Origin of the sequence: Haloprofundus sp. MHR1, from assembly GCF_005155585.1 — an archaeon.
GTDB classification, from domain to species: domain Archaea; phylum Halobacteriota; class Halobacteria; order Halobacteriales; family Haloferacaceae; genus Haloprofundus; species Haloprofundus halophilus.
The window spans coordinates 1,826,622-1,848,511 of the sequence record NZ_CP039833.1; the positions used below are offsets into that span (position 1 = coordinate 1,826,622).

At 65.5% G+C, this 21,890-nt stretch carries 25 protein-coding genes and 2 tRNA genes; 8 read left to right on the plus strand and 19 right to left on the minus strand.

The genetic code is table 11. From position 1 onward, the window contains the following. Positions 1–5: 5 nt before the first annotated feature. Both FCF25_RS09215 and FCF25_RS09220 read right to left on the minus strand, forming a co-directional pair. On the minus strand, positions 6–683 hold the full coding sequence (locus FCF25_RS09215) for a protein-L-isoaspartate(D-aspartate) O-methyltransferase (protein ID WP_137048346.1): 678 nt from the start codon (positions 681–683) through the stop codon (positions 6–8). Between the two features lie 57 nt (positions 684–740). Further along, complete coding sequence (locus FCF25_RS09220) at positions 741–1,388, minus strand: HVO_0476 family zinc finger protein (protein ID WP_117592880.1); 648 nt, start codon at positions 1,386–1,388, stop codon at positions 741–743. 263 nt (positions 1,389–1,651) lie between these two features. On the opposite strand from FCF25_RS09220, the gene FCF25_RS09225 reads away from it, so the two are divergent. Continuing rightward, on the plus strand, positions 1,652–2,083 hold the full coding sequence (locus FCF25_RS09225; RefSeq protein WP_117592878.1) for a hypothetical protein: 432 nt from the start codon (positions 1,652–1,654) through the stop codon (positions 2,081–2,083). Positions 2,084–2,177: 94 nt separating this feature from the next. On the opposite strand, the gene FCF25_RS09230 is transcribed toward FCF25_RS09225, so the two are convergent. Then, positions 2,178–3,149, minus strand: coding sequence for an aminopeptidase (locus FCF25_RS09230; protein ID WP_137048347.1), 972 nt, complete (start codon positions 3,147–3,149; stop codon positions 2,178–2,180). Between the two features lie 192 nt (positions 3,150–3,341). Between FCF25_RS09230 and FCF25_RS09235 the strand changes: the two genes are divergently transcribed. Next, positions 3,342–4,403: a type II glyceraldehyde-3-phosphate dehydrogenase gene (locus FCF25_RS09235; RefSeq protein ID WP_117592872.1), complete on the plus strand. Its 1,062-nt coding sequence runs from the start codon at positions 3,342–3,344 to the stop codon at positions 4,401–4,403. Positions 4,404–4,441: 38 nt separating this feature from the next. Here the strand turns inward: FCF25_RS09235 and FCF25_RS09240 are convergent, their stop codons facing one another. Continuing rightward, positions 4,442–4,933 (minus strand): metallophosphoesterase, encoded by a 492-nt coding sequence (locus FCF25_RS09240; protein WP_137048350.1) that lies wholly within the window; start codon positions 4,931–4,933, stop codon positions 4,442–4,444. Between the two features lie 105 nt (positions 4,934–5,038). Here FCF25_RS09240 and FCF25_RS09245 point away from each other — a divergent pair, with 105 nt between their 5' ends. Next, on the plus strand, positions 5,039–5,272 hold the full coding sequence (locus FCF25_RS09245) for a hypothetical protein (RefSeq protein ID WP_117592866.1): 234 nt from the start codon (positions 5,039–5,041) through the stop codon (positions 5,270–5,272). Between the two features lie 8 nt (positions 5,273–5,280). Here the strand turns inward: FCF25_RS09245 and FCF25_RS09250 are convergent, their stop codons facing one another. Next, on the minus strand, positions 5,281–6,501 hold the full coding sequence (locus tag FCF25_RS09250; RefSeq protein ID WP_137048351.1) for a phosphoglycerate kinase: 1,221 nt from the start codon (positions 6,499–6,501) through the stop codon (positions 5,281–5,283). Positions 6,502–6,712: 211 nt separating this feature from the next. Between FCF25_RS09250 and FCF25_RS09255 the strand changes: the two genes are divergently transcribed. Then, positions 6,713–6,934, plus strand: a complete 222-nt coding sequence (locus FCF25_RS09255; protein WP_137048353.1) for a hypothetical protein — start codon at positions 6,713–6,715, stop codon at positions 6,932–6,934. Between the two features lie 110 nt (positions 6,935–7,044). Here the strand turns inward: FCF25_RS09255 and gap are convergent, their stop codons facing one another. Beyond that, positions 7,045–8,094 carry a type I glyceraldehyde-3-phosphate dehydrogenase gene (gene gap, locus FCF25_RS09260; RefSeq protein ID WP_117592860.1) on the minus strand — a complete coding sequence of 350 codons (1,050 nt, stop codon included), beginning with the start codon at positions 8,092–8,094 and terminating at the stop codon, positions 7,045–7,047. A 144-nt stretch (positions 8,095–8,238) separates the two neighbouring features. On the opposite strand from gap, the gene FCF25_RS09265 reads away from it, so the two are divergent. Continuing rightward, the gene (locus FCF25_RS09265; RefSeq protein WP_117592858.1) at positions 8,239–8,610 is read left to right on the plus strand and encodes an Hsp20/alpha crystallin family protein; all 372 of its coding nucleotides are present in this window, start codon (positions 8,239–8,241) and stop codon (positions 8,608–8,610) included. 85 nt (positions 8,611–8,695) lie between these two features. Here the strand turns inward: FCF25_RS09265 and FCF25_RS09270 are convergent, their stop codons facing one another. The 10 genes from FCF25_RS09270 to FCF25_RS09315 all read right to left on the minus strand — a co-directional run bounded on the left by FCF25_RS09270 (position 8,696) and on the right by FCF25_RS09315 (position 16,900). Continuing rightward, complete coding sequence (locus tag FCF25_RS09270; RefSeq protein WP_117592855.1) at positions 8,696–9,556, minus strand: RimK family alpha-L-glutamate ligase; 861 nt, start codon at positions 9,554–9,556, stop codon at positions 8,696–8,698. A 129-nt stretch (positions 9,557–9,685) separates the two neighbouring features. After that, entirely contained in the window at positions 9,686–10,216 is a 531-nt protein-coding gene (locus FCF25_RS09275) for a 50S ribosomal protein L16 (RefSeq protein ID WP_117592853.1), read from the minus strand. Between the two features lie 175 nt (positions 10,217–10,391). Then, on the minus strand, positions 10,392–11,213 hold the full coding sequence (gene nucS, locus FCF25_RS09280) for an endonuclease NucS (RefSeq protein WP_137048354.1): 822 nt from the start codon (positions 11,211–11,213) through the stop codon (positions 10,392–10,394). A 151-nt stretch (positions 11,214–11,364) separates the two neighbouring features. Further along, positions 11,365–12,375, minus strand: a complete 1,011-nt coding sequence (locus FCF25_RS09285; RefSeq protein ID WP_137048356.1) for a hypothetical protein — start codon at positions 12,373–12,375, stop codon at positions 11,365–11,367. Positions 12,376–12,700: 325 nt separating this feature from the next. After that, complete coding sequence (locus tag FCF25_RS09290; RefSeq protein ID WP_117592850.1) at positions 12,701–12,895, minus strand: cold-shock protein; 195 nt, start codon at positions 12,893–12,895, stop codon at positions 12,701–12,703. Between the two features lie 142 nt (positions 12,896–13,037). Next, positions 13,038–13,541, minus strand: a complete 504-nt coding sequence (locus FCF25_RS09295) for an NUDIX domain-containing protein (RefSeq protein ID WP_137048359.1) — start codon at positions 13,539–13,541, stop codon at positions 13,038–13,040. A 26-nt stretch (positions 13,542–13,567) separates the two neighbouring features. Then, positions 13,568–15,013, minus strand: a complete 1,446-nt coding sequence (locus FCF25_RS09300; RefSeq protein WP_137048360.1) for an MATE family efflux transporter — start codon at positions 15,011–15,013, stop codon at positions 13,568–13,570. A 672-nt stretch (positions 15,014–15,685) separates the two neighbouring features. Then, positions 15,686–15,759: transfer RNA gene (locus FCF25_RS09305), tRNA-Phe, on the minus strand. 67 nt (positions 15,760–15,826) lie between these two features. Next, the gene (locus tag FCF25_RS09310) at positions 15,827–16,378 is read right to left on the minus strand and encodes a hypothetical protein (RefSeq protein ID WP_117592843.1); all 552 of its coding nucleotides are present in this window, start codon (positions 16,376–16,378) and stop codon (positions 15,827–15,829) included. A gap of 448 nt (positions 16,379–16,826) precedes the next feature. Continuing rightward, positions 16,827–16,900: transfer RNA gene (locus FCF25_RS09315), tRNA-Val, on the minus strand. A gap of 92 nt (positions 16,901–16,992) precedes the next feature. On the opposite strand from FCF25_RS09315, the gene FCF25_RS09320 reads away from it, so the two are divergent. Continuing rightward, positions 16,993–17,538, plus strand: a complete 546-nt coding sequence (locus FCF25_RS09320; RefSeq protein ID WP_137048362.1) for a DUF192 domain-containing protein — start codon at positions 16,993–16,995, stop codon at positions 17,536–17,538. Positions 17,539–17,572: 34 nt separating this feature from the next. After that, positions 17,573–19,516, plus strand: a complete 1,944-nt coding sequence (locus FCF25_RS09325; RefSeq protein WP_117592841.1) for an ABC transporter ATP-binding protein — start codon at positions 17,573–17,575, stop codon at positions 19,514–19,516. Between the two features lie 31 nt (positions 19,517–19,547). Here FCF25_RS09325 and FCF25_RS09330 read toward each other — a convergent pair whose 3' ends face one another. Beyond that, positions 19,548–19,871 (minus strand): hypothetical protein, encoded by a 324-nt coding sequence (locus FCF25_RS09330; RefSeq protein WP_117592839.1) that lies wholly within the window; start codon positions 19,869–19,871, stop codon positions 19,548–19,550. Positions 19,872–20,005: 134 nt separating this feature from the next. Between FCF25_RS09330 and FCF25_RS09335 the strand changes: the two genes are divergently transcribed. Beyond that, entirely contained in the window at positions 20,006–20,746 is a 741-nt protein-coding gene (locus FCF25_RS09335) for a creatininase family protein (protein ID WP_137048364.1), read from the plus strand. Here FCF25_RS09335 and FCF25_RS09340 read toward each other — a convergent pair whose 3' ends face one another. Both FCF25_RS09340 and FCF25_RS09345 read right to left on the minus strand, forming a co-directional pair. After that, a complete protein-coding gene (locus FCF25_RS09340) occupies positions 20,747–21,280 on the minus strand; it encodes a DUF5790 family protein (RefSeq protein ID WP_137048366.1) in 534 nt (177 codons plus the stop codon). A 143-nt stretch (positions 21,281–21,423) separates the two neighbouring features. After that, positions 21,424–21,765 (minus strand): dihydroneopterin aldolase family protein, encoded by a 342-nt coding sequence (locus FCF25_RS09345; protein WP_137048368.1) that lies wholly within the window; start codon positions 21,763–21,765, stop codon positions 21,424–21,426. Positions 21,766–21,890 lie beyond the last annotated feature (125 nt).

The window sequence follows — 21,890 nt, forward strand, 5'->3', positions numbered from 1 at the left end:
GCGTCTCAGTCGTCGCTGCGTCGCATCGGAACGAACCGGACGCCGCCGTGGGTCTCGCGGTCGACGCGCCCGTCCTCCCGTCGCCACGCGCGGACGAGTCGCTGACGCCTGCGACCGACCGGTCCAACGATGCATCCCCCCGGTCGGAGCTGTTCGACCACTCGCTCCGGTAGCGACTCCGGCGCGCAGGCGAGGTACGCGCGGTCGTACGGCGCGCGGTCGGCCCACCCCTCGTAGCCGTCACCGGTGCGGACGTCGACGTCGTATCCGTGCTCGGAGAGGGTTTCGCGGGCGTGTTCGGCCAGTTTCGGTTCGTACTCGACGCTGTACACGCCTCCGTCGTCGGCGTCGTCGGCTCCGGCACCGGCACCGCGCTCGACTCGCGCGAGCGCTTCGGCGGTGACGGCGGCGTGGTAGCCGCGACCGGTTCCGATCTCGAGCACGCGGTCGCCGGGGTCGAGCGCGAGGAGGTCGGTGACGATGGCGACCATGTGCGGTGCGCTGATAGTCTGGCCGCCGCCGATGGGCAGCGGACGGTCCTGGTAGGCGCTCTCGCGTCGCTCCGGCGGGACGAACGCGTGACGGGGGACGGCGCGGAGCGCGTCGGCCGTCGTCTCCCGCTCGATTCGGCCGCGGTCGACGAGTCGGTCGACCATCCGTTTGCGGGCGGTTTCGAAGTCCATGGGTTCTCCTCCGTCGTTCGGCACTTCCGCGTCGCGTCGGTAGGGCGGAGGGTTAGCTCACCACGCCGACCACGCCGAGCTCGTCTCGTCGCGGCCGTAGATTCGCTTGACGTCCTTCGCGAACACCATGTCGCCGTCGCGGTCGAACTTGTCGAAGCGGTAGTTCGTCGCGTTCAGTCGGACGTGGATGCCCTCTATCTCGAACTCCTCGTCGTTCAGTTCCTCGGTCTCGCCGACGACGAACTCGTAGTCGCCGGGGACGCTGAGTTTGAAGCTCCGCGTCTCGTCGCGGCGGCCGTCGCCGGGGTGGAGCGTCACGGGGACGCTCACGTTGTCGACGACCCGGGTCCAGACGGTCGCCACGTCCTCGGCGACGGCTTCCTCGACTCGCTGGTCGTCGCCGACGTCGAGCGACGTGATGCGGACGAGCATGATGGCCTCCGGAGTGTCGGCGACGAACTCCTCGCCGACCGCCAGCGTCTCCTCGGCGGGCGCGTCGACGGTCGTGCTGAACGACTCGCCGTCTTGGGAGACGATGACGCTCAGTTCGACCTCGCGTTCCTCCTCGATTTTCGTCTTGTGGGTGTGTCCGCACTCGGTGCACCGGACGGTCGTCTGGCCCCCGGGTTTGAGTACCTCGTGGACCGTCTCCGTCTGCGGTGAACAGGAGGGACAGACCACCGCGACGCGTTCGCTTTGGCTCATACGACGGCGTAATCCATCTGGCCGTAAAAGTCCGCGCTTCTCACGACGACCCCCCGCTCTCGAAAGGAACCCCCACTCTCGAAAGGAACCCGCCACCGCTCGTACGCGTGGCTGTGCAAACAACACGAACGACCAACAACAGTACTAACCGTATTGCCGTGGTACGTAAACTGTGTCAAAGGCACACGAATCGCTGTAGGGCGGTCGGCGACGACGTCGACACGTTCGACCGGAACCGTCCAGTGGACTGGGGGGAACACAAGATGGACGACGACTCATTCGACAGACAGACGAGGGGTGACAACGGGAGAACAGACGGCTCCGGGGAGTTTCCTGACTCCGTCCGCGTCGACGACACCGACACGTTTCCGCTCGACGCGGTGTTTCAGGTACTCTGCGACCCGCGCCGTCGATACGTGTTGTACCACCTGCAGACGTGTCGCTATCCGGCGACGCTCTCGGAGGTCGCAGAACAGGTCGCCGCCTGGGAGTACGAAGAGGACCCAGAGCGGATTCCGGAGGAGGTCACCGAGCAGGTCCGCGCCGACTTACACCACTCGCACCTCCCGAAGTTGGCGGACGCGGGCATCGTCGACTACGACGCCGACGCGAACGTCGTGACGATGGCGGGGTGCACTCGACCGCTCGACGAGTTCCTGGAGTTCACGCACCAGTACGAGCAGTATCAGCGGTAGTTTCGTTCGCACGGGCTGGACCGCGACAGACCGACCGTTGCCGCGCTCGCCGTTCGTTACTGCGGAAGCTCCACCTTCTCGCCGTCTCGCGGTTTCACCGCTCGACTGTCGGGAGGTTTACGACCTCCCCGTCCGCGTACACGGTCGGTTCGCGGATGATTCCGTCCAGATGAAGCGGCGCGACGGTGTCGCCGCCGATGCCGGCGTCGTCGCCGATGGCGATGTGAACCGTGCCGGCGGCCTTCTCGTCGAGGAGGACGGAGCCGACCAGGTCGTCGACGCCGACGTTCGTCCCGATGCCGAGTTCGGCGAGGTTGTACGCGTCGCGTCCGACCTCTTCGGCGCCCGCTTCGACCTGCGCCCGAACCTCGTCGTCCGATATCTCCGTGACGTAGCCGTCTTCGACCTCGAAACGGAGCTCCTGCCCCTCTCCGAGCAGGCCGTACGGCATCATCGTCCCGTCGACGACGTAAGTGCCGTCGACCGTCTCGGGACTGACGAACACCTCGCCCGCCGGGAGGTTCGAGAACTGCCCCGCCTCGTGGACCATCCCGGTGTCCGAGAGCCACTCGCGGTCGCCGGGGACGAACGTGATATCGGTGCCGCTCTCGGTCGTCACGCGAATCTCGTCGGCGTCGACGACCTGTTCGAGCACGTCGAGGCTGTGCCGCGCGATCGCTTCGTAGTCGGCGTCGAGCCCGGCGAGCATCACCTCCTCCGTGATTCCGGGCATCGTCGCGCCGCGCGCGCCGGCGTCGCACGCCTCGCTACGCGCGCGGGTGTGGCTCAGGCTCTTCGTCGTCGGCGCGACGAACACGTCGGCGTCGCGCATCGCCGCCGCGACGGGTGCCGGCGGCTCCGCACCGTGCTGCGGTCCCGGCGGGTAGCGAACGACGACGGCGTCGTCGGTGATGTCGCTCGCTACCTCGTACAGCGCCTCGCCGATGGGCGCTCGCTTGTCGTCGGTGACGACGACGCAGGACTCCTCGGGCTGGACGTTCAGACACTGTTCGAGCGCCGTCTCCGCGGCGGCACGGAGCGCGTCGCCGGTGCTGTGGTCGGCCATACCACAGATGGCTGTCGGCGACGGGTTAGGCTTTGCCACATCGCCCGCTCGGGGCCGGTAATATTCTCACCTAAACGCTGAAATATCCGGACCTGAGTGACCTGAAACCGAGACATGGTTACTCGCCTCGGAGTTAATTTCTAAGTGTTAAGCTCCGAAATAACTATGTCCTTCCCGGTAGCAGGTCCGGATATGCTCAAGGTGGGCGTCAATGGCTACGGAACAATCGGCAAACGCGTCGCAGACGCCGTCTGCGCGCAGCCCGACATGGAACTCGTCGGGGTTGCGAAGACGCGGCCGAACTTCGAAGCCGAGACGGCAGTCCGAAACGGGTACTCCCTCTACGCCGCGCTTCCCGAGCGCGTCGACCAGTTCGACGAAGCGGGCGTTCCCCTCGCTGGCGTGGTCGACGATCTGGTCGCCGACAGCGACGTGGTCGTCGACACCACTCCCTCCGGAATCGGCGCACAGAACCGCGAACTGTACGAGCGCCACGACACCCCGGCCATCTTCCAGGGCGGCGAAGACGCCGACGTCGCGGACGTGAGCTTCAACGCGCGCGCCAACTACGACGAGGCCACCGACGCGCAGTTCGTCCGAACCGTCTCCTGCAACACGACCGGTCTCTCTCGACTGCTCGCGCCGCTCGACGAGACCTACGGCGTGAAGAAAGCGCGCGTGACGCTCGTCCGTCGCGGCGGCGACCCCGGACAGACGGGCCGCGGACCGATCAACGACATCCTACCGGACCCCGTGAAGCTCCCCTCGCACCACGGTCCGGACGTCCAGACCATCTTCCCGGACCTCAAGATCGACACGCTCGGACTGAAGGTGCCGGCGACGCTGATGCACACCCACAGCGTCAACGTCACGCTCGAATCGACACCGACGGCCGAGGACGTGCGCGACCTGCTCGCGGGCGAGTCGCGGCTGTTCTTCGTCCCTCAACACTCCGGCATCGACGGCACCGGCAAGCTCAAGGAGTTCGCCATGGACGCCGGTCGCCCCCGCGGCGACCTCTGGGAGAACTGCATCTGGGAGGAGTCCATCGCCGTCGAGGACGACGACCTCTACCTCTTCCAGGCGATTCACCAGGAGAGCGACGTGATCCCCGAGAACATCGACGCCGTCCGCGCCATCACCGGCAGCGCGACGAAAGACGAGAGCATCGCGCTGACGAACGAGACGCTCGGCGTCGGCCTCGAGAGCGTCTTCGGCGGGCAGACGCGGTCGTTCGTCGCCGCCGACGACTAACCATCTAACCGTCCGAGCGGCGACCGACGTTGCTCCTTCTACGCGACTTCGTGCGACGACACCTCGCCGGTTTCGGTGTCGAGGACGGCGACGTGGAACGCGTCGTCGGCACCCGGAATCGGGAGTCCACCGGGATTGACGCGCACCGTCTCGCCGCGTTCCTCGACCTCTCGCCGGTGGGTGTGGCCGTGGAGGACGTAGTCGTAGTCGCCGCAGTCGACGAGCGCGTCCACGAGCGTCCCGCTCGTCCCGTGGTAGACGGCCACGTCGAGGTCGTCGAAGGTGAGTTCGCCCGCTTCGCCGAGGTAGGTGCCGAACGACTCCACCGTCAACTGGAGGCTCCACTCGCCGTCGTTGTTGCCGCGGGCGGCGTAGAACTCGAAGGACGAATCGAACGGCGTCGCCGAGAAGGGGGCGACGACGTCGCCGCAGTGGACCACGGCGTCGACGGATTCGGATTCGAAGTGGTCGACGGCTGCCCGTACGCAGTCGAGGTTGTCGTGGGTATCTGAGACGATTCCGACGAGCATAGCGGTGGTTTGGGGCGTGACCGGTAAAATCGTAGTGTCGGTCGACCCCGACTCCGTCGACTCGCCATCGAAGCAGTTAGTTGTCACCTTGTCAGAGGAGAACCCGTGAACACCGACGCCCTCCCCAAAATCGGTGTCGGCCTCGTCGTCCTCGCGTGGCCGCTCTACCGCGTGTTCAACTACCTCAGCTACGCGCAGTCGCCGGACCTCACCGACGGCGTGAACAGCGCGCTCTGGTGGGGACCGGCCGACACCGCCGCGGTCGTTCTGTTCGTCCCGCTCGGTCTCTACCTCGTCGGCACCGGGTTACGAGGGCTGACTCGTCACCACGCGAACTGACCCTGCGCCTACCTCTCGGCCTGCTCCTCCAGCAGTTCGACCGCCGGGAGCGACTCGCCGGTCAGCGCGCGGATGTACGCCCCGCCCGCGATGGAGACGTGCGAGAAGTCGTCCTCGCTCAGCCCGTACATCTCGATGGCGCGGGAGGTGTCGCCGCCGCCGACGACCGAGAAGCAGTCCGTCTCGGCGATGGCGCGGAGTACGCCGACCGTACCGTCGGCGAAGCGCTCGTCCTCGAACATTCCGAGCGCGCCCTTGACGAACACCGCCTCGGACTCGCGGATGGTCGGTGCGTAGCCGTCGACCGTCTCCGAGCCGACGTCGAGGTAGCCGGTGTCCTTCTCGTCGATGTCCTCGACCGACACCTCGGCGCGTTCGCCGTCGTCGCCCTCGTACGCCAGGTCGACCGGGAGACGAATCTGCCCGGTGCGGCGCTGGAGCACGTCCTCGATAACGTCCTGGTTGTTCTCCCACTGCTCGTCGAAGAGGTCCATCTCGCCGACGTCGCGGCCGACCGGGTAGCCCTCGGCGCGGAGGAACAGTTCGCCCGCGATGCCGCCGAGGAGGAAGGTGTCCACCTTCTCGCCGATGGCGTCCATCACGCCGATGACGTCGGTCGCCTTCGTCCCGCCGACGACCATCGTCACCTGCCCGTCGAACTCGCGGGTGGCGATGCTGGAGTTCGCCTCGTACTCGCTCTGCATCACGCGCCCGGCGTACGCCGGAAGGACGAGCGGGAAGCCGACCAGCGAGGCGTGCTTTCGGTGCGCCGCCGAGTAGGCGTCGTCGACGTAGGCGTCGAACTTCGGCGCGAGCGTCCGCACGAACTCGGTTTCGGCTTTCGTCTCGGGCTCTTCCTCGGGTAACTCGTCGTCGACCATCCGGACGTTTTCGAGCAGCAGCACCTCGCCGGGTTCGAGCGCGTCGATGGCGTCCATCGCCTCGTCGCCGTACGTGTCGGCGACGAACTTTACCTCTCTGCCGACGTGCTCTCCGAGGATGTCGGCGTGCTGTTCGAGCGAGACGAAGTCGTCGTCGCCGGGACGACCCTGGTGGGCCATCAGGACGACGCGGTGGTTCCCCTCGGCGAGCTCCGACACCGTCTCGGCGTGTCGCTCGAAGCGGCGGTTGTCCTGCACGACGCCGTCTTCGACCGGTGAGTTGAGGTCGAGGCGCACGAGCACTCGCTGTTCGGCGTCGAGGTCGTCGAGCGTGTTGAACGAAGCCATCTCACGTCGGAAATCGTCGGACTGCTACTTAGTCGTGGGCGGATGCGGTCGGCGCTCGCGGGTACGAGTGTAGACGGCTCTATTGAGATCTCCCTCGCCTGATAAGAATGGCACGTCAAATAGAGCGTATCGCTCAACGACACGCAATTCGACACATCCCGTAATACGTATTACAGGACTGTATATACGACATTTCGTGTCCCCAACAGCAATGGATTCGTTCCGCTATGCATTTAGACGTGAACTCATCCTTCTCTACGTTGCAATCTTCGCTGGAAGGTGGGTGATGGCGTTTTCGCAAGACGGGTTATTCATCATCCCGAGAGGGCTTTTACGGACACTCATTACGTTCCCTATCTATGTGCTCGGGTTGGCGCTGGTCGTCGGCGGAGCCGTCGGAGTTTTCCATCATATCATCTCTGATTTAACCTGATACTGTCTTGCGAAGCGGTTGAATCTCGACCGACGCACGCCATCGCACTTCAGTCGCTACTCTCGGGCGCAATCGTACGAAAAATCGATAACTCAACCGTGAGTGCCGCGTTACTCCTCGGTGATGTGGCGCGCGACGTCGAGCATCCGGCAGGAGAAGCCGTACTCGTTGTCGTACCACGTCAGAATCTTGGCGAGGCCGCCGTTTTCGAGCACGTTCGTCGAGTTCAGGTCGACCGTCGAGGAGAACGGCAGCTGGAGGATGTCCGAGGAGACGACCTCGTCGTCGGTGTAGCCGAGCACGCCCGCGAGTTCGTTGTCGGCGGCGTTCCGGAACGCTTCGTTGATTTCCTCTGCGCTGGGGTCGCCCTGCAGGTCGACGACGAGTTCGGTGATGGAGCCGTTCGGCACCGGCACGCGAATCGCCATCCCGTCGAGTTTGCCGTCGAGTTCGGGCAGAATCTCGGTCGTCGCCTTCGCGGCGCCCGTCGTCGTCGGGATGATGTTCTCTGCGGCGGCGCGCCCGCGGCGCGTCTTGCCCTTCGGCGCGTCGATGAGGCTCTGCGACCCGGTGTAGGCGTGGACCGTCGTCATCAGTCCGGAGTTGATGCCGAACTCCTCGTTGAGCACCTTCGCCACCGGCGTGATGCTGTTGGTGGTACAGGAGGCGTTCGAGACGACGTCCTCGCCGTCGTACTCGTCGTGGTTGACGCCGTAGACGAGTTGTTTCACGGGTTTGTCACCTTTCGGCGGCGCGGAGATGACGACCTTGTCCGCGCCCGCTTCGACGTGGTCGTGGGCGTCGTCGTACGTGCGGAAGATACCCGTACACTCGAAGGCGACGTCGACGTCGAGGTCGTCCCACGGCAGTTCGGCGGGGCTCTGGACGTTGAGTACCTGCGCCGACGTGCCGCCGATGCTCAACTGGTCGTCCTCCAGCGTCACGCCGTCGAGGCGCCCCATGACGGTGTCGTACTTGCCGAGATACCGCATGTCCTCGCCGTCCATCACGTCGTTGATGGCGACCAGTTCGATGCGCGGGTCGTCCATGACCGCGCGGAACACGTTCCGCCCGATGCGCCCGAAGCCGTTAAGCGCGATGCGCACGACTTCCGACTCGTCGACCTCTTCCCCGGCGCCAAGGTACGATTTTTCACTCATAACTGAGTTAGTGCCTGTGTAGTATTTAAATCCCACCTCCTATATGGGTTTTGGAACGTCTCTTTTCGGCGTATCATCCGCGACGGATACGCCGTCCCCGACACCGACAGAAGGCTTTTGAGCACATACGACATAGCGTGCCGCATGAAGCGAGACGACCGTGACGACCCCTTCGGCGACATTTTCGGCGAGATCGAACGCATGATGAACGAGATGACCGGCGGCTTCGACGACCGCACGGGCTTTGCGAGCGAGACGCACGTCGACGTCGTCGACGAAGGTGACCAGATTCGCGTCGTCGCCGACCTCCCCGGCGTCGACAAGGACGACATCGACCTGAAGTGCGACGGCGAACGGCTCACTATCAGCGCCGCCAGCGACCGCCGCGAGTACGACGAGCGCATCCAACTGCCCGCGCGCGTCGACGAACACTCCGCGAGCGCGACGTTCAAAAACGGCGTCCTCCAGGTGACGCTCGATCGCATCGAGGACTCCGCCGAAATCGACGTCGAGTAGCGCTGCCGCCGACACCGTCGTCACTCCCTCCAACGTTTCGTACCGCACACCGAGAGCGACAGTGAGCGACGACTCGGGGTTCTGGCTACTCGACCTGCCGCTTCACCAGCGCCGCCAACCGGTCGTAAAAGCCGGCGTCGTACTTCGCGTCGTCGTCGATGGTCGGCCGTGCGTTCGTCTCGCCGACGACGAGCCGATTTTCGGTTTCGAGGAGGTCGACGCCGAGGTACGGAACCTCCAGCGCCTCGGCGACGTCTTCGGCGAGGCGTCGGTGTCTCTCGGCCAGTTCGACGCCCGTCGCTTCCGCGCCGCGGTGGACGTTGTGCTTCCACCGCCCCGCCTCCCGCGCCTCCGTCGGTAACCGACGTTCGACGCCGCCGACGCACTGACCGTCGACGACCATCGCCCGGTAGTCTCGCGCGCCGGGCAGAAACTCCTGCAGGAGATACGACTTGTCGCCCGTCGCGTTGTAGTCGTGGACGAGCCGGAGATAGTCCGCTACACCCGACAGCGAGTCGGGGTCGTCGACGCGGACGATTCCCGCGCCGCGGGTCGTCGAGTTCGGCTTGACGACGACGGGGCCGTCGAACTCGGCGGCGGCGGCGAGGAGTTCGTCGTCGTCGACGGGGTTCGACACCATCGTCGTCTGCGGAACCGGGAGGCCGGCCCGCGAGAGCGCGGCGACGACGCCCGCCTTGTTCCGCGAGGTGAGCACGGCTTCGCGGTCGTTCACCCACGGAACCCCGTGGAGGGCGTCGAGCGCTCCGCCCTCCATCAGTCGCGTCGGGTAGACGAACCCCACGTCGAACGTCTCCGGAGGCGACGAGGTGAGTCGAATCGTTCGCCCGTTCGCGCGGAGGTGTCGAACGTCGACGCCGCGCGAGGCCAGCGGGTCGCGCATCCGCTCGAACGTCTCGGCGTCGGTCGTCACCGCGAGTCGGAGCATACGCTACGAGTTCGGTGGAGGAGGGAAAAGCGTGTGTGTCCGCCGTTCGGCGGTCGTCGGTAGCTTTCGATTAGGCGACGAGCAGTTCCTCGCCCTTCTCTGCGAGACGCGCGAGGAATCGCTCTCTCACTAGGCGACGAGCAGTTCCTCGCCCTTCTCGACGACGATGCGGCACGGCGGCGACATCTTGTTGTACGCGCGGCGGAAGGCGTCTTTCACCGTCTCGGCGTCTTCGGGGTTGCAGTAGGCGGTGAACACGGCGTCGTTGCGCTGGACGCGCGCGGCCGTGCCGACCGGTTTCCCGAACGCCTGGCGCATCCCGTCGGAGACGCGGTCCGCACCCGCACCGGTCGCCTGCTTGTTCTCGCGCAGGACGTGGTGGGGGAACTTGCGGAGCACCATCTTGTAGTTCGGCTGGCCGACGTGCTTCAGGAGCAGGCGGTTCGCCGACAGACGCGCCGATTCGAGCGAGCCGTGTCGAATCTGGCACTCCTCTTCGACGCGGAGGCTGATCTGGACCGGGTAGTCCTCCGGACCCGTCTGCAGGTTACCCATGTTGTGCTGTGCGATCTTCGAGCCAGGAATCCCCGTGATGTACTCACGCCGCGTGTACGGCTTTTTGGAGATCTCCCGGTACATTGAGGCCGGTTTGTCTGCCATAGTTACTTGGGCTGAACAAGGCCAACGCCGTGAATAAAGCCTTCGATGCGTCCTCTACGCGTTCTGCGACTCGTTGACACGGCTCCGGCCCTTCCGGTCCGCTCGCACCTCCCGGTCGCGGCGGCAGTGCGGTCGTCACCGTACGCGGACGACTGCGGCCGACGATTCCCGATTTTCAGTCCTCGCTCCCCTCCGGCGGCCGACCCGTCGTCGGGTCGAGCGCCACGAAGTCGAGGCCGCGCTCCGCTAACAGCGTCGCCGCCCGGTCGGTGACCGAGGGGGCGACCAGAACGCCGCGGACCGCCGCGCCGTCTCCGAACTCCTCGCGCAACGCGGCGACGTAGCGCTGGAGTTGGCCGGCCGCCGAGGGGCCGACCCGCCGCCGCTTCAACTCCACGGCGACGGCGCGGCCGTCGTCGTCCTCGCCGTAGATGTCGACCGGACCGGCGCTCGTCTGCCGCTCGGTCGAAAGCGGGAGAAAGCCCGGTTCGACGAGGTCCGGGTCCTCAAGGATGTGCTGGCGGAGGTCCTCCTCGCTCCCCTGCAAGTCGAGGTCGCGGCCGCCGGTGACCGACAGCGACGAGAACTGATGGACCTGCTCGAAGCGAACGTCGAGCGTCTCTGCGGGCGTCGTACGCTCGCTCCGAATCCTGAACTGCCCGTCTCGGACCGCCGCGTGGTGTTCACAGCCCGGCGGCTGCCAGTTCACCGGCGTCCGCTTCTCGTCGGTGTGGACGAGCGCCGCGCCGTCGGGTTTGAGAATCACGAGCCGGTTGCCGAGGCCGAGCGTGCTCGCGGCGCGGCCGTCGTACTCGACCGTACAGCGGCCGAACAGGGTCACCATGTCGCCGCGCTCGAACGCCTCCTCGACCTGCCAGAGCACTTCGCGGTGGGTCGGCCGGTGGAGCGTCACCGCGTGCGCTCTGCGGTTCGCCTCGGCGTGGTCGTGGCTCTCGCCGCTCTCGCCGCTCTCGTCGACCCGCTCGTCGTCCGTCATCCGTCGTCCGCGAACGTTCGGGCGGCGGCGACAAAAGCCAATCGCGTTCGGCCCCGGTGGCCGGCATCCGGTTCGACTGGTGTGTCGGTCTGCGAGGCGCCAATAGAGCGGTGCGCGGGTGCGCCGGCGCGCCGCGCGGTCGCTCAGACGCTCAGAGGTCGTCTTTCACCGTTGCTCGCGGCACGAACGGGCCGAAGTCGGCCGTGCGGCTCGCCACCGTCGCGATTCGGAGCGTGTACGTCAGGAGGACGACGAACGGGAGGAAGACGAGGGTGACGCCGCCCGAGACGAGCCAGAAGGGGAGGCCGCTCCCGGCGGTCGACGACAGCAGCGACTCGTACGAGAGGATGAGCAACCCGCCGCCGAACAGGGTCGGGAAGCCGACGTAGAGCAGGACCCGCGAGAGCGTCGCGAGTTCGTGCTGGACGTAGATGGTCTTGAACGTCTGCCGGGCGACGGCGAGCTGTTCGAGCAGTTCGACGAGCTCGTCGAGCGTCTCGGCCTCGTCGCCGAACGCCTCGCCGTGGTCCGCTCGAAGCACGCGCGCCGTATGCATGTGCCGCCCGTCGAAGTGACCGAGAACCGACGAGAGCGCTCCGAACGTGCCGAACTCCGCCCCTTCGAGCGCTTCCGACACCGTCGCGCTCTCGTTTTCGACCGTCTCGACGTACTGATAGACCGTTTCCCGGAGTTCGTCGTCGCTGTCTTCGACGGCAGATTCGAGCGTCACCGCGCGCGAGCGACTCTGCTCGACGAGGTCGCGGAGAAAGTCTGCGGGCGCGGCGGGGCTGACGGTCCGACCGGTGAGTGACTCGACCTCCCGGCGGAACTCCTGCATCGCCGTCAGCCGCGCCCGCAGGTCGTCGGTCGACCCCAGTTCCTGCGAGAGGACGAGTTGGTTGATGGCGAGCACGATGGTGATAAAGGGGAGCGTCCCGCCGACCAGCGCGCCGACGAGCGACAGCACGACGTCGGCGTCTCCGACGGGAACGACGCCGACCCAGCAGAGCGTCGCCACGGACGCGCAGACGGCGACCGACAGCAGCCCCGCCAGCACCCCTCGGTTCCCGTCCAGGAGCACCCACCGCTTCAGCGGCGAGGACTGGTACGGTTCGTAGACGAGTCCGCTCTGAGCCAACTGCTCCGCCTCGCCGTCGCTCATACCGGAGAGACGGTCTGCAGGCCGAAAAAACTCGAACGTCGAGACGGTCGGTCGCGTCGGCTGGCGACGACTCGCCAGGGGAGGGCTGGTGGGAGTCGGTCGTCCGGCCGGGGCTCTCGGGGCTGCCGAACGTCGAAGCGCCGGACGACCCCGACGCCCGGACGGCGAGTGTCGCGTCGTCGGCGACGTCGTCGGCGAACGCGGTCCGGAGTGAGCGTCGCTCCGAACGGGACCGGACCGAACGCCGCGGCGGAGTCGTCACTCGCCGGAGGAGCTCAAATAGAACCGTGTTCGTGTGTGATCGGCGTTCTGAAAAGAACGACGCTTACAGTCGGGTGACGTTCGTCGCGCGCGGGCCCTTCGGGGCCTGCTCGATGTCGAACTCCACTTCCTGACCCTCTTCGAGGTCCGGGCCGCCGACGTCTTCCATGTGGAAGAACACGTCGTCGTCTGCGTCTTCAGTTTCGATGAATCCGTAACCGCCGGTGTCGTTGAAAAAGTCGACCGTACCTTTTGCCATTGCTTTTGAGAGAAGTCCGTCAGCACTCATAACGCTTCCGAGTCCGTACTGTTTGTCGAATCCGACAACCGCTTCGAGACGCGCTCTCGGCGACGAACTCGCGTAGGGAACGTCGCATCCCCTCACGCGGCCTCCCGAGTCGCTACAGGTACGGTTCGAGCAGGTCGCCGTCGTGGAGTCGCCGCGGAAGCGTCTCGAACCACCGCGCCGCCGTAATCTCGTCGGCGGTCAGGCCCAACCGCTCCGCGCTCGGTATCTCGCCGTCCGCGCGGCCCGCGTAGACGACGTACTGCGCCGAGAACGCCGTCTCGCCGGCCGTTCCGTCTCCAGTTTCGGGGACGTACGTCTGCTCGACGACGACGAGCACCTCCCCGATTGTCGCGTCGAGTCCCGTCTCCTCGCGCACTTCGCGGCGAGCGGCCTCGGGCGCACGCTCGCCGGGTTCGACCGCGCCACCGGGGAGAATCCACCCTCGGGACCACTGGTTTCGCACGAGCGCGATGCGACCCTCCGAATCGCACACCCGCGCCGCCGCGGCGAGCGCGGTTCCGTCCTCGGCCCACTCCCGAAACGACGCCAGTCGTGCTTCGGGGAGTCGTATCGTCTGCTGCTCGCGAGGTGCGTCGGGAGCGAATCTGCCGGTCATGGGTGTCAGTCGTCAGTCGTCGGTTCTCAGTCGTCGGCGACAGCCGACCCGGGACGGAACTTACGGCTGACGAGCTTCCACTTGCCGGTGGAGAAGCGGTAGTAGTTGAGTGCCGCCGGCACGGTCGTCTCCGCGACGAACGAGAGGTATAGCCCCCAGTAGGCGAGCGACGTCGTCGCACCGAGGTACGCCACCGGAATCGAGAACGCGAACATCCCGAGTGCCTGGCTCAGGAAGGGCCAGGTGGTGTCGCCGCTGGCGTCGAGCGGCCCCGCCGAGGCCCCGCTGACGCCCTGCGCGATGACCGCGAAACAGGAGACGTAAACGAGCGTCACGGCGGTCGAAAAGGACGGGTCAGCACGTCCGCCGACGAACGCGAGGACGATCGGTTCGGCGAACACCGCGACGAGCGCCGCGGCGACGATGTAGGTGGCGACGGAGAAGCGGACGATTTCGCGACCGTACGCCTCCGCGGTCCGTTCGTTACCCGACCCCAGCTCCTGACCGACGAGGCTGCTCGACGCGAGACCGAAGCCCCAGCCGGGCGTGTTCATGATGCCCCAGATGCGACGGCTGATGACGTACGCGGCGAGCACAGGCGCACCGAACATGCCGACGATAGCGAGCATCGGGAAGTTGGCGACGGTCCACACCATGCTCCGGCCGACGACCGGGAGGCCGATCTCGGTTATCTGCCGCATCGTCGGCCAGTCGACGTACGCCCCCCTCAGGTCGATGGTGACGGGGAGGTCGCCCGCGCCCGGCAGGCGTCCGTTGACGAGGCCGACGGTGAACGCGACGGTGACCAACACGTTCGCCAGGAGTGTGCCGAACGCCGCGCCCGCGACGCCCATGTCGAGACCGAAGATGAACAGCGCGCTGAAGACGATGTTCGATATCGCGCCGCCGGCGCGGACGAGCATCGGCGTCCACGCGTCGTCGAGGCCGATGTAGATTCGACTGCCGATGAGGTTGACGCCCGCGAAGGGGACCGCGAAGCCGACTATCTGGAGGTAGAGCGCGCCGAACGCGATTGCGTTGGCGTCGCCGTTGATGAGGGTGATGAGCTGGACGGGAAAGAAGACGAACGCGAGCATCACCGGGACCGTCGCGGCGACGACGACGAGGAGACTGGAACGAACCGCCTGTCCGAGTTCTTTGAACGCGTTCGCGCCGTATCGTTGCGAGACGAGCGCGATGGTCCCGGCGGCGAACCCGCCGCCGAGCGCGAACGCGATACCCCAGTAGGCGCTCGCGAGGCCGACGCCGGCGATGGCGGCGGGGCCGATAGCGATACCGACCATCGCGACGTCGACGGCGTTCTTCGACATGCGGGCGACGCCGGTGACGATGCGCGGCCACGAGAGGTCAGTGGTTCGACGGACGCGCTCGGGCGCGACGAGGCCGAGTCGCGCGAGGCCGAGGCCGATGAGCAATATCACTCCTCGAATCGGATTTGGAAGACGGGTCACTAGTTGCTAGTTCTATTTCGAACCGAAACTATAGCTCTTTCTTACTCGGAACGCCGTGGGAATAGATATCTCGACACGCGTAAACACGGCCTTCGGCGGGGAGGAGAACGTTCCTCCGGGGACTCACCGATCCGGCACGTGCGACCCGAACTGCGATACGGTTCGGCGTCGCACAGTTTCGCAACGCTCGGAGCTATTGGCCCGCTGTTTCGGGGGTGAGTGACTTCGTCACCGCGGTTATCGCCTTCCCGCTCCGGCTACTCCGGTCGTTGCTATAGCGGAAGCGGACCGCCGTGGCGCTCGGCTACTCGGTGGGCGACTGTCTCGTGAGTCTCTCAGCCAGTTAGTCGAGCGCAGCAGCTTCTCGGGTGAGGCTCGCGTAAAATCGAGATGCCGCCTCTCGGATTGTTAACTACGGCCGAGAACCTGCTCGCTTCACTCGCAGAACCTCGGTTTCGTTCAAATTCGGTCTAGATGTATACTTGTGGCTCGCGAGGTTGCTCGTCGCAAAATCATGCCGCCTCCCGGATTTGAACCGGAGGAAGACATGCTCACTCGCTTCGCTCGTTGCGCGTGTCTTCCAGGGTTCAAATCACAGTCGATAGCATCGACAGATTCCGACTGAGTCGCTCGGCGACGAGACGCCTCGCTCGAAAGTCGGAATCAGAAGGATGCCGCCTCCCGGATTTGAACCGGGGACAGCTCGATCTTCAGTCGAGTGCTCTCCCAGTCTGAGCTAAGGCGGCGCACTCTGACGGATGCGGATGGGAGCAAAAAGGATTTCGGAACACGCCGACGGCGTGCCGACTGTTCTCACGCGACTTTCCGACGCTCTTCGAACTCGAACGTGCCCTCGTCCGTCGTCACCGTCGTACGGACGGTGATGTAGCCGTCGTTCTGTTTGATCTTCATCGCGTCGAGGTAGCCGAGTTCGACGCGAATCGTCTGCTCCTGCGTCTCCGCGGCGTCGACGGACCCGACTTCGACGCTCCCGTCCCACACTTCGTCGTCGTCGGCGAAGATGCGGACGGTCACGTCGATCTCGTCGACGGACTCGTTGCCGGTGTTTTTCACCTGCGCGGTCACGTCCCGACAGGTCGTTCCGCACTCTTCGATTTCACCGACCGAAAACCGGAGCGGTTGGTCGTACGCGTCCTGTACCGCTTCGTCGCCGCCGTCCGCCGCCTCGCTCGTACCGTCGCTTCCTCCGTCGCTTTGCACGTCCGACGGTGCGTCTCCGCCGACCTTATCGGTTACGTCACCGACCAAGTCCGCGGGCGAGAACCCGAGTGCCAGCGCGCCGCCGACGCCGGCGACGACGACGAGGGCGAGGACGCCGGTCGCTGTGAGCGCAGTTCGGAGCATTATATATTCACCACTATCTGATTGTCTGCAAACTCTACTTGTATATATTTGTTGCTGTAATGAAGAGAAACTACATAGGAACTGGCACGAACTAATTCCGAACGTGCGACGAAAATTAGGGGGCTGAATGTCGTCTCCCGACACACAGTTTGAATATCTGATATTATTCGGACTCTGTCGAATTCGGGGGTCGAAGTCGGGCGTTCGGGTGAGCGAAAGGGGGCGCTGAAACTCGGGCGGATTCGACCCGCGAGAACTTCGTTCGGCTTTATCTCACTCGTCGTCGGGTTCGACCGCCTTCTCAGCAGAAACCACACCCGCTACGCTCGCGGATCTGTATGGGCTCGGGCGGATTCGAACCGTGCCGAGACCTCACTTCGTTCGGTCTCGTCGGGTTCGACCGCCCTCCGTCACTAAAACACCGTTCGCTGTCGCTCACGGGTTTTAGTGGGCTCGGGCGGATTCGAACCACCGACCTCGGCCTTGTAAGGGCCGCGTCATAACCAGCTAGACCACGAGCCCGCGTATCTGCACGAATCGCTCCGCTCGAATAACTGTTTCTCTCTGTGACGAACCCCGGAACGCTTACTCGCGTGGGGTCCGTTCTCACGACCGTGCGCACGCGTATCCTCGTCGGAGTCCTCGTCGTCTCTCTCTTCGCCGCGGGAGGTGTCGTCGCCTTCGACTACGTCCGCAGCCCCCCCGCCCCGAGCGAGTACGAGACGACGACGGTCACCGCCGTCGACGGGAACGACGGAACCGAACTCGCGGCCGTCGACGTCCGAATCGCCGATACGCACAACAAACGCTACACTGGACTGAGCAACACCACGTCGCTCGACGACGGCGAGGGGATGTTGTTCGTCCACGACAGCGAGGGTGAGTACTCCTACGTCATGCGGAACATGGAGTTCCCGCTCGACATCGTCTTCGTCGACGCCGACGGGACTATCACGCGGATTCACCACGCGCCGCTGGACCCGGCCGACGAGTCCGAGGGCCAACTGACGCGCTATACCGGGCACGGAAAGTACGTCCTCGAAGTCCCCATGGGATATACGAACCGGACCGGCATCTCCGAGGGCGATAGGCTCCTGATTCCGAACGAAACCGCCGATGGAACCGCTACACCGAACCGGAGTATTTCGATTCGTAGGTAATGCTTTTTAACGGGCGTCTCCTGTTTCGGAGATAATGGGAACGGCCGTGGACGACGACGACCCCTTCGAAGCGCAGCGAGAGAACACAGAGAACCCGATGCGCCGACTGTTCGCCGAGTACGGTCGGCAGAACACCACGCAGTTCGTCGTCGGACTGTTCGCGAGCGTCGTCGCGCGGTTGCTCGACCTGCTCCCACCGGTAGTCCTCGGTATCGCCATCGACGCCGTCTTCGGCGACAAAGAGTACGCGCAGGCCGTCGCCGACACGGTTCCTCTCTCCGCGGCGGCCGTCTCCGGCGTGGTCCCGGCGACGCAGACCGAACAGTTCTACTTCTCGGTCGGACTCATCGCCTTCGGCTTCTTCGGCGGCGCGGTGTTCCACTGGACGCGTAACTGGGGGTGGAACTCCTTCGCGCAGAACATTCAGCACGCCATCCGCACCGACACGTACGACAAGATGCAGCGGCTGAACATGGACTTCTTCGCCGACAAGCAGACCGGCGAGATGATGTCCATCCTCTCGAACGACGTCAACCGCCTCGAACGGTTCCTCAACGACGGGATGAACTCCTTCTTCCGCCTGTCGGTGATGGTCGTCGCCATCGCGGCCATCCTCTTCTCGATGAACTGGCAACTGGCGCTCGTCGCGCTCCTCCCGGTGCCGCTCATCGCGCTGTTCACCTGGAAGTTCGTCGACATCATCCAGCCGAAGTACGCCGACGTTCGCTCCTCGGTGGGGACGCTCAACTCCCGACTGGAGAACAACCTCGGCGGGATTCAGGTGATAAAGACCTCCAACACCGAGACCTACGAGTCCGACCGCGTCGACGACGTCTCGATGGACTACTTCGACGCCAACTGGGACGCGATTCGGACGCGCATCAAGTTCTTCCCCGGCCTGCGCGTCCTCGCCGGTATCGGCTTCGTCGTCACGTTCTTCGTCGGCGGTCTCTGGGTGTTCGCCGGGCCGCCGGGTCCGTTCACGGAGGCGCTCAGCATCGGGCAGTTCGTCACGTTCATCGTCCTCACCCAGCGGTTCATCTGGCCGATGGCGCAGTTCGGACAGATAATCAACATGTACCAACGCGCCCGCGCCTCCTCGGCGCGCATCTTCGGTCTGATGGACGAACCCTCGCGCATCGTCGAAGACCCCGACGCCGACGAACTCGTCGTCGGTGAGGGCCGCGTCGAGTACGACGACGTGACGTTCGGCTACGACGAGGGCGAGACCATCGTCGAAGACGTCGACTTCGTCGTCGAGGGCGGCGAGACGCTCGCGCTCGTCGGCCCCACCGGCGCGGGAAAATCGACTATCCTGAAACTCCTGCTTCGGATGTACGACGTCGACGACGGGAAGATACAGATCGACGGACAGGACCTCCGCGACGTGACGATTCCGAGTCTCCGCCAGGCCATCGGCTACGTCAGTCAGGAGACGTTCATGTTCTACGGCACCGTCCGCGACAACATCGCCTACGGCGCGTTCGACGCGACCGACGAGGAGATCGTCGAGGCCGCGAGAGCCGCCGAAGCACACGAGTTCATCGAGAATCTCGCTGACGGCTACGACACCGAGATCGGCGAGCGCGGCGTGAAGCTCTCGGGCGGGCAGCGCCAGCGGCTCTCCATCGCCCGCGCCATCCTGAAAGACCCCGAAATCCTCGTCCTCGACGAGGCCACCTCCGACGTCGACACCGAGACGGAGATGCTCATCCAGCGCAGCCTCGACCGGCTCACGGAGAACCGAACGACGTTCGCCATCGCTCACCGCCTCTCGACCATCAAGGACGCCGACCAGATTCTCGTCCTCGAAGGCGGGCGGGTCAAGGAGCGCGGGACCCACGACGAGCTGCTCGGAAACGACGACCTCTACGCCCACCTCTGGGGCGTTCAGGCCGGCGAGATAGACGAACTGCCCGAGGAGTTCATCGAACGCGCCTCCCGGCGTCAGGCGCGTACCGACGCGCAAGACGACTGATGGTGTCGAAACCGTAACTCCAGAAGAGCCGCTAAATCGATTCCTGCTCGTCCTGCGACTGCTCGTTTCCGCGGTCGCTGTACCGCTGGCGGCCGACCGCCTCCGACCCGACCATGTTGAGCACCGCCTGCTTGACCTCCCCGGCGTCCTCGAAGTCCTGATCCGTCTCCTCCTGGTACGGCTCCATCACCTCGCCGAACGTCTTTGTCCCGTTCGAGAGTTCGAGCTCGTACTCGCCGTACTCGTCGACGAGTTCCTCGGTCGTCGTCGGGTAGTCGTGCGACTCGAGTTCGTCCTCCAGTTCGCCGAACTCGACGCCCAACTCGCGACTGTCGTCGGCTTCGTCGTTACTCATGCGGTTCTGGAGTCGACGGCCGGGCAGAAACCGATTCGCATGCGTCGGATTTCGTGAATAAGGCTGAGAGCCGAAGCCGCCTCCGAATCCGGCGAAATCGGGGGGTACAAGCCCCCGCGGCGAGTGCCGTCGATATGCACCTCACAGACGCCGCGTGGACCGACGTCCGCGACCTCGACACCGACCTCGCGCTCCTGCCGGTCGGCAGCACCGAGCAGCACGGCCCGCACGCGCCCCTCGGAACCGACGCCCTCACCGCCGAGGCGGTCGCCGCCGCGGGTGCCGATGCGTCGGACCGAGACGTCGTCGTCGGGCCGACCGTCCCCGTCGGCGTCGCCGAGGAACACCGACAGTTCCCAGGGACGCTCTGGGTTTCGGAGGAGACGTTTCGCTCGTACGTCCGCGAGACGGTTCAGAGCCTCGCGTACCACGGCTTCGACCGCGTCGTCGTCGTCAACGGACACGGCGGCAACGTCGGCGCGCTCCGCGAAGTGACCGCGAGAATCAGCCGCCGCGACGACGCCTACGCCGTCCCGTTCACCTGGTTTGAGGCCGTCGGCGAACACGCGACGCGGATGGGACACGGCGGCCCGTTGGAGACGGCGCTGCTCAGACACGTCGCTCCCGAGACGGTGCGCGAAGACCGGGTGGAGGAAGCGAGAGCGGGGGCGGCCGACCGGTGGGGCGAGTGGGTCGCGAGCGTCAACCTCGCGCACGACTCGGCGGAGTTCGCGGAGAACGGCGTCGTCGGCGACCCGGGCGACGGCGACGCGGCACTGGGCGAGGAACTGCTCGACGCGGCGGCGGCGGCGCTGGCACGCGTTCTCGACGCGGTCGCCGAGCGGGACGTGGCGCGGCCGGACCGACGGTCGTAGCTACTCTTCGTCTTCGTCGTCTTCTTCGTCGTCCTCGTCTTCGTCGTCCGCTTCGGTTTCGTCGTCCTCGTCTTCGTCGTCCGCTTCGGTTTCGTCTTCCTCGTCCTCGTCGTCCGCTTCGGCCTCCTCGCTCGTGTCGGCTTCTTCGTGGGCCTCGTCCAACGCGCCGCGGAGTTGCGGAACCGTGCTGGCGAGTTCCCCGACGTTCGCGTGGGCCTCGGTTATCTGTTCGAGGAGTTCCTCGACCTCTTCGATGGCGTCCGCGAGGTCGTCGGCGTCCTCGAAGGCGTCGGCGCGTTCGCCGATGGTGTACCACTTCTTGGCCTGTCGGAGGTGGTCTTCGGCGTCGCCGGTGTCGAGCGCCGAGCGCAGACCGTTGAGCACGCCGAGGACGTTGTCGGCTTCCGTCTCCCAGATGTCGTCGCCCTCGGGGAGCGTCTCGCGCGCCGCCGAGAGGTGTTGTTCGACGTCTTCGCGCATCTCCGCGGCCGCCTCGCCGAACAGGTCGTCGTCGCCCAGTTGCGATTGGCTCATACCCGGCTTTTCGACCCGACTCGTTTTAAACGCACGCCCGAAAGTGAAAGTGAAATCGGAGGGCTGTCGGGGTCTCGGAGCCAAATTCTGTGTCGGAGCGAAAACCAGACGAAACGGTCGATGTCCGCGCCCCCTGTGCCGACTTACGCTTCGACGCTGACCAGTCTCATCAGCGGGTAACCGTCCTCCATCTCCATGCGCGTGCGGACGCGACAGCCCTCGTACCGGATCTCCATCTCGACTTCCATGAGCGAGCCGGTGAGTTCGGTGTAGCCGCTCTCGTGGTCGATGGCGGCGTCGACGCGGTCGTCGAGGATCTCGACCGCGACGGTCTCGCAGTGCGGCTGGTTCTCGATGGCCTCCGCCATCGCGGTTTCGAGACTGCGGGCGCTGCCGACGCTGACCGGCGTCCCGGCGAACTGGTGGTAGAGCGACCCGAACTTGATTCCCGCCTCGAAACACGCCTGCTCTGCGTCGGTGACCATGCGGAGTCGACTCGGTCGTCCGGTTAATCTCTGTCGGGCGACGGTGCGCCGTCGGCTCTCCGAGGCCGGCCGTCTTCGGGGCCGAACCGTGCGTTACTTAGCCTCCGTATATCCATCTACTACCG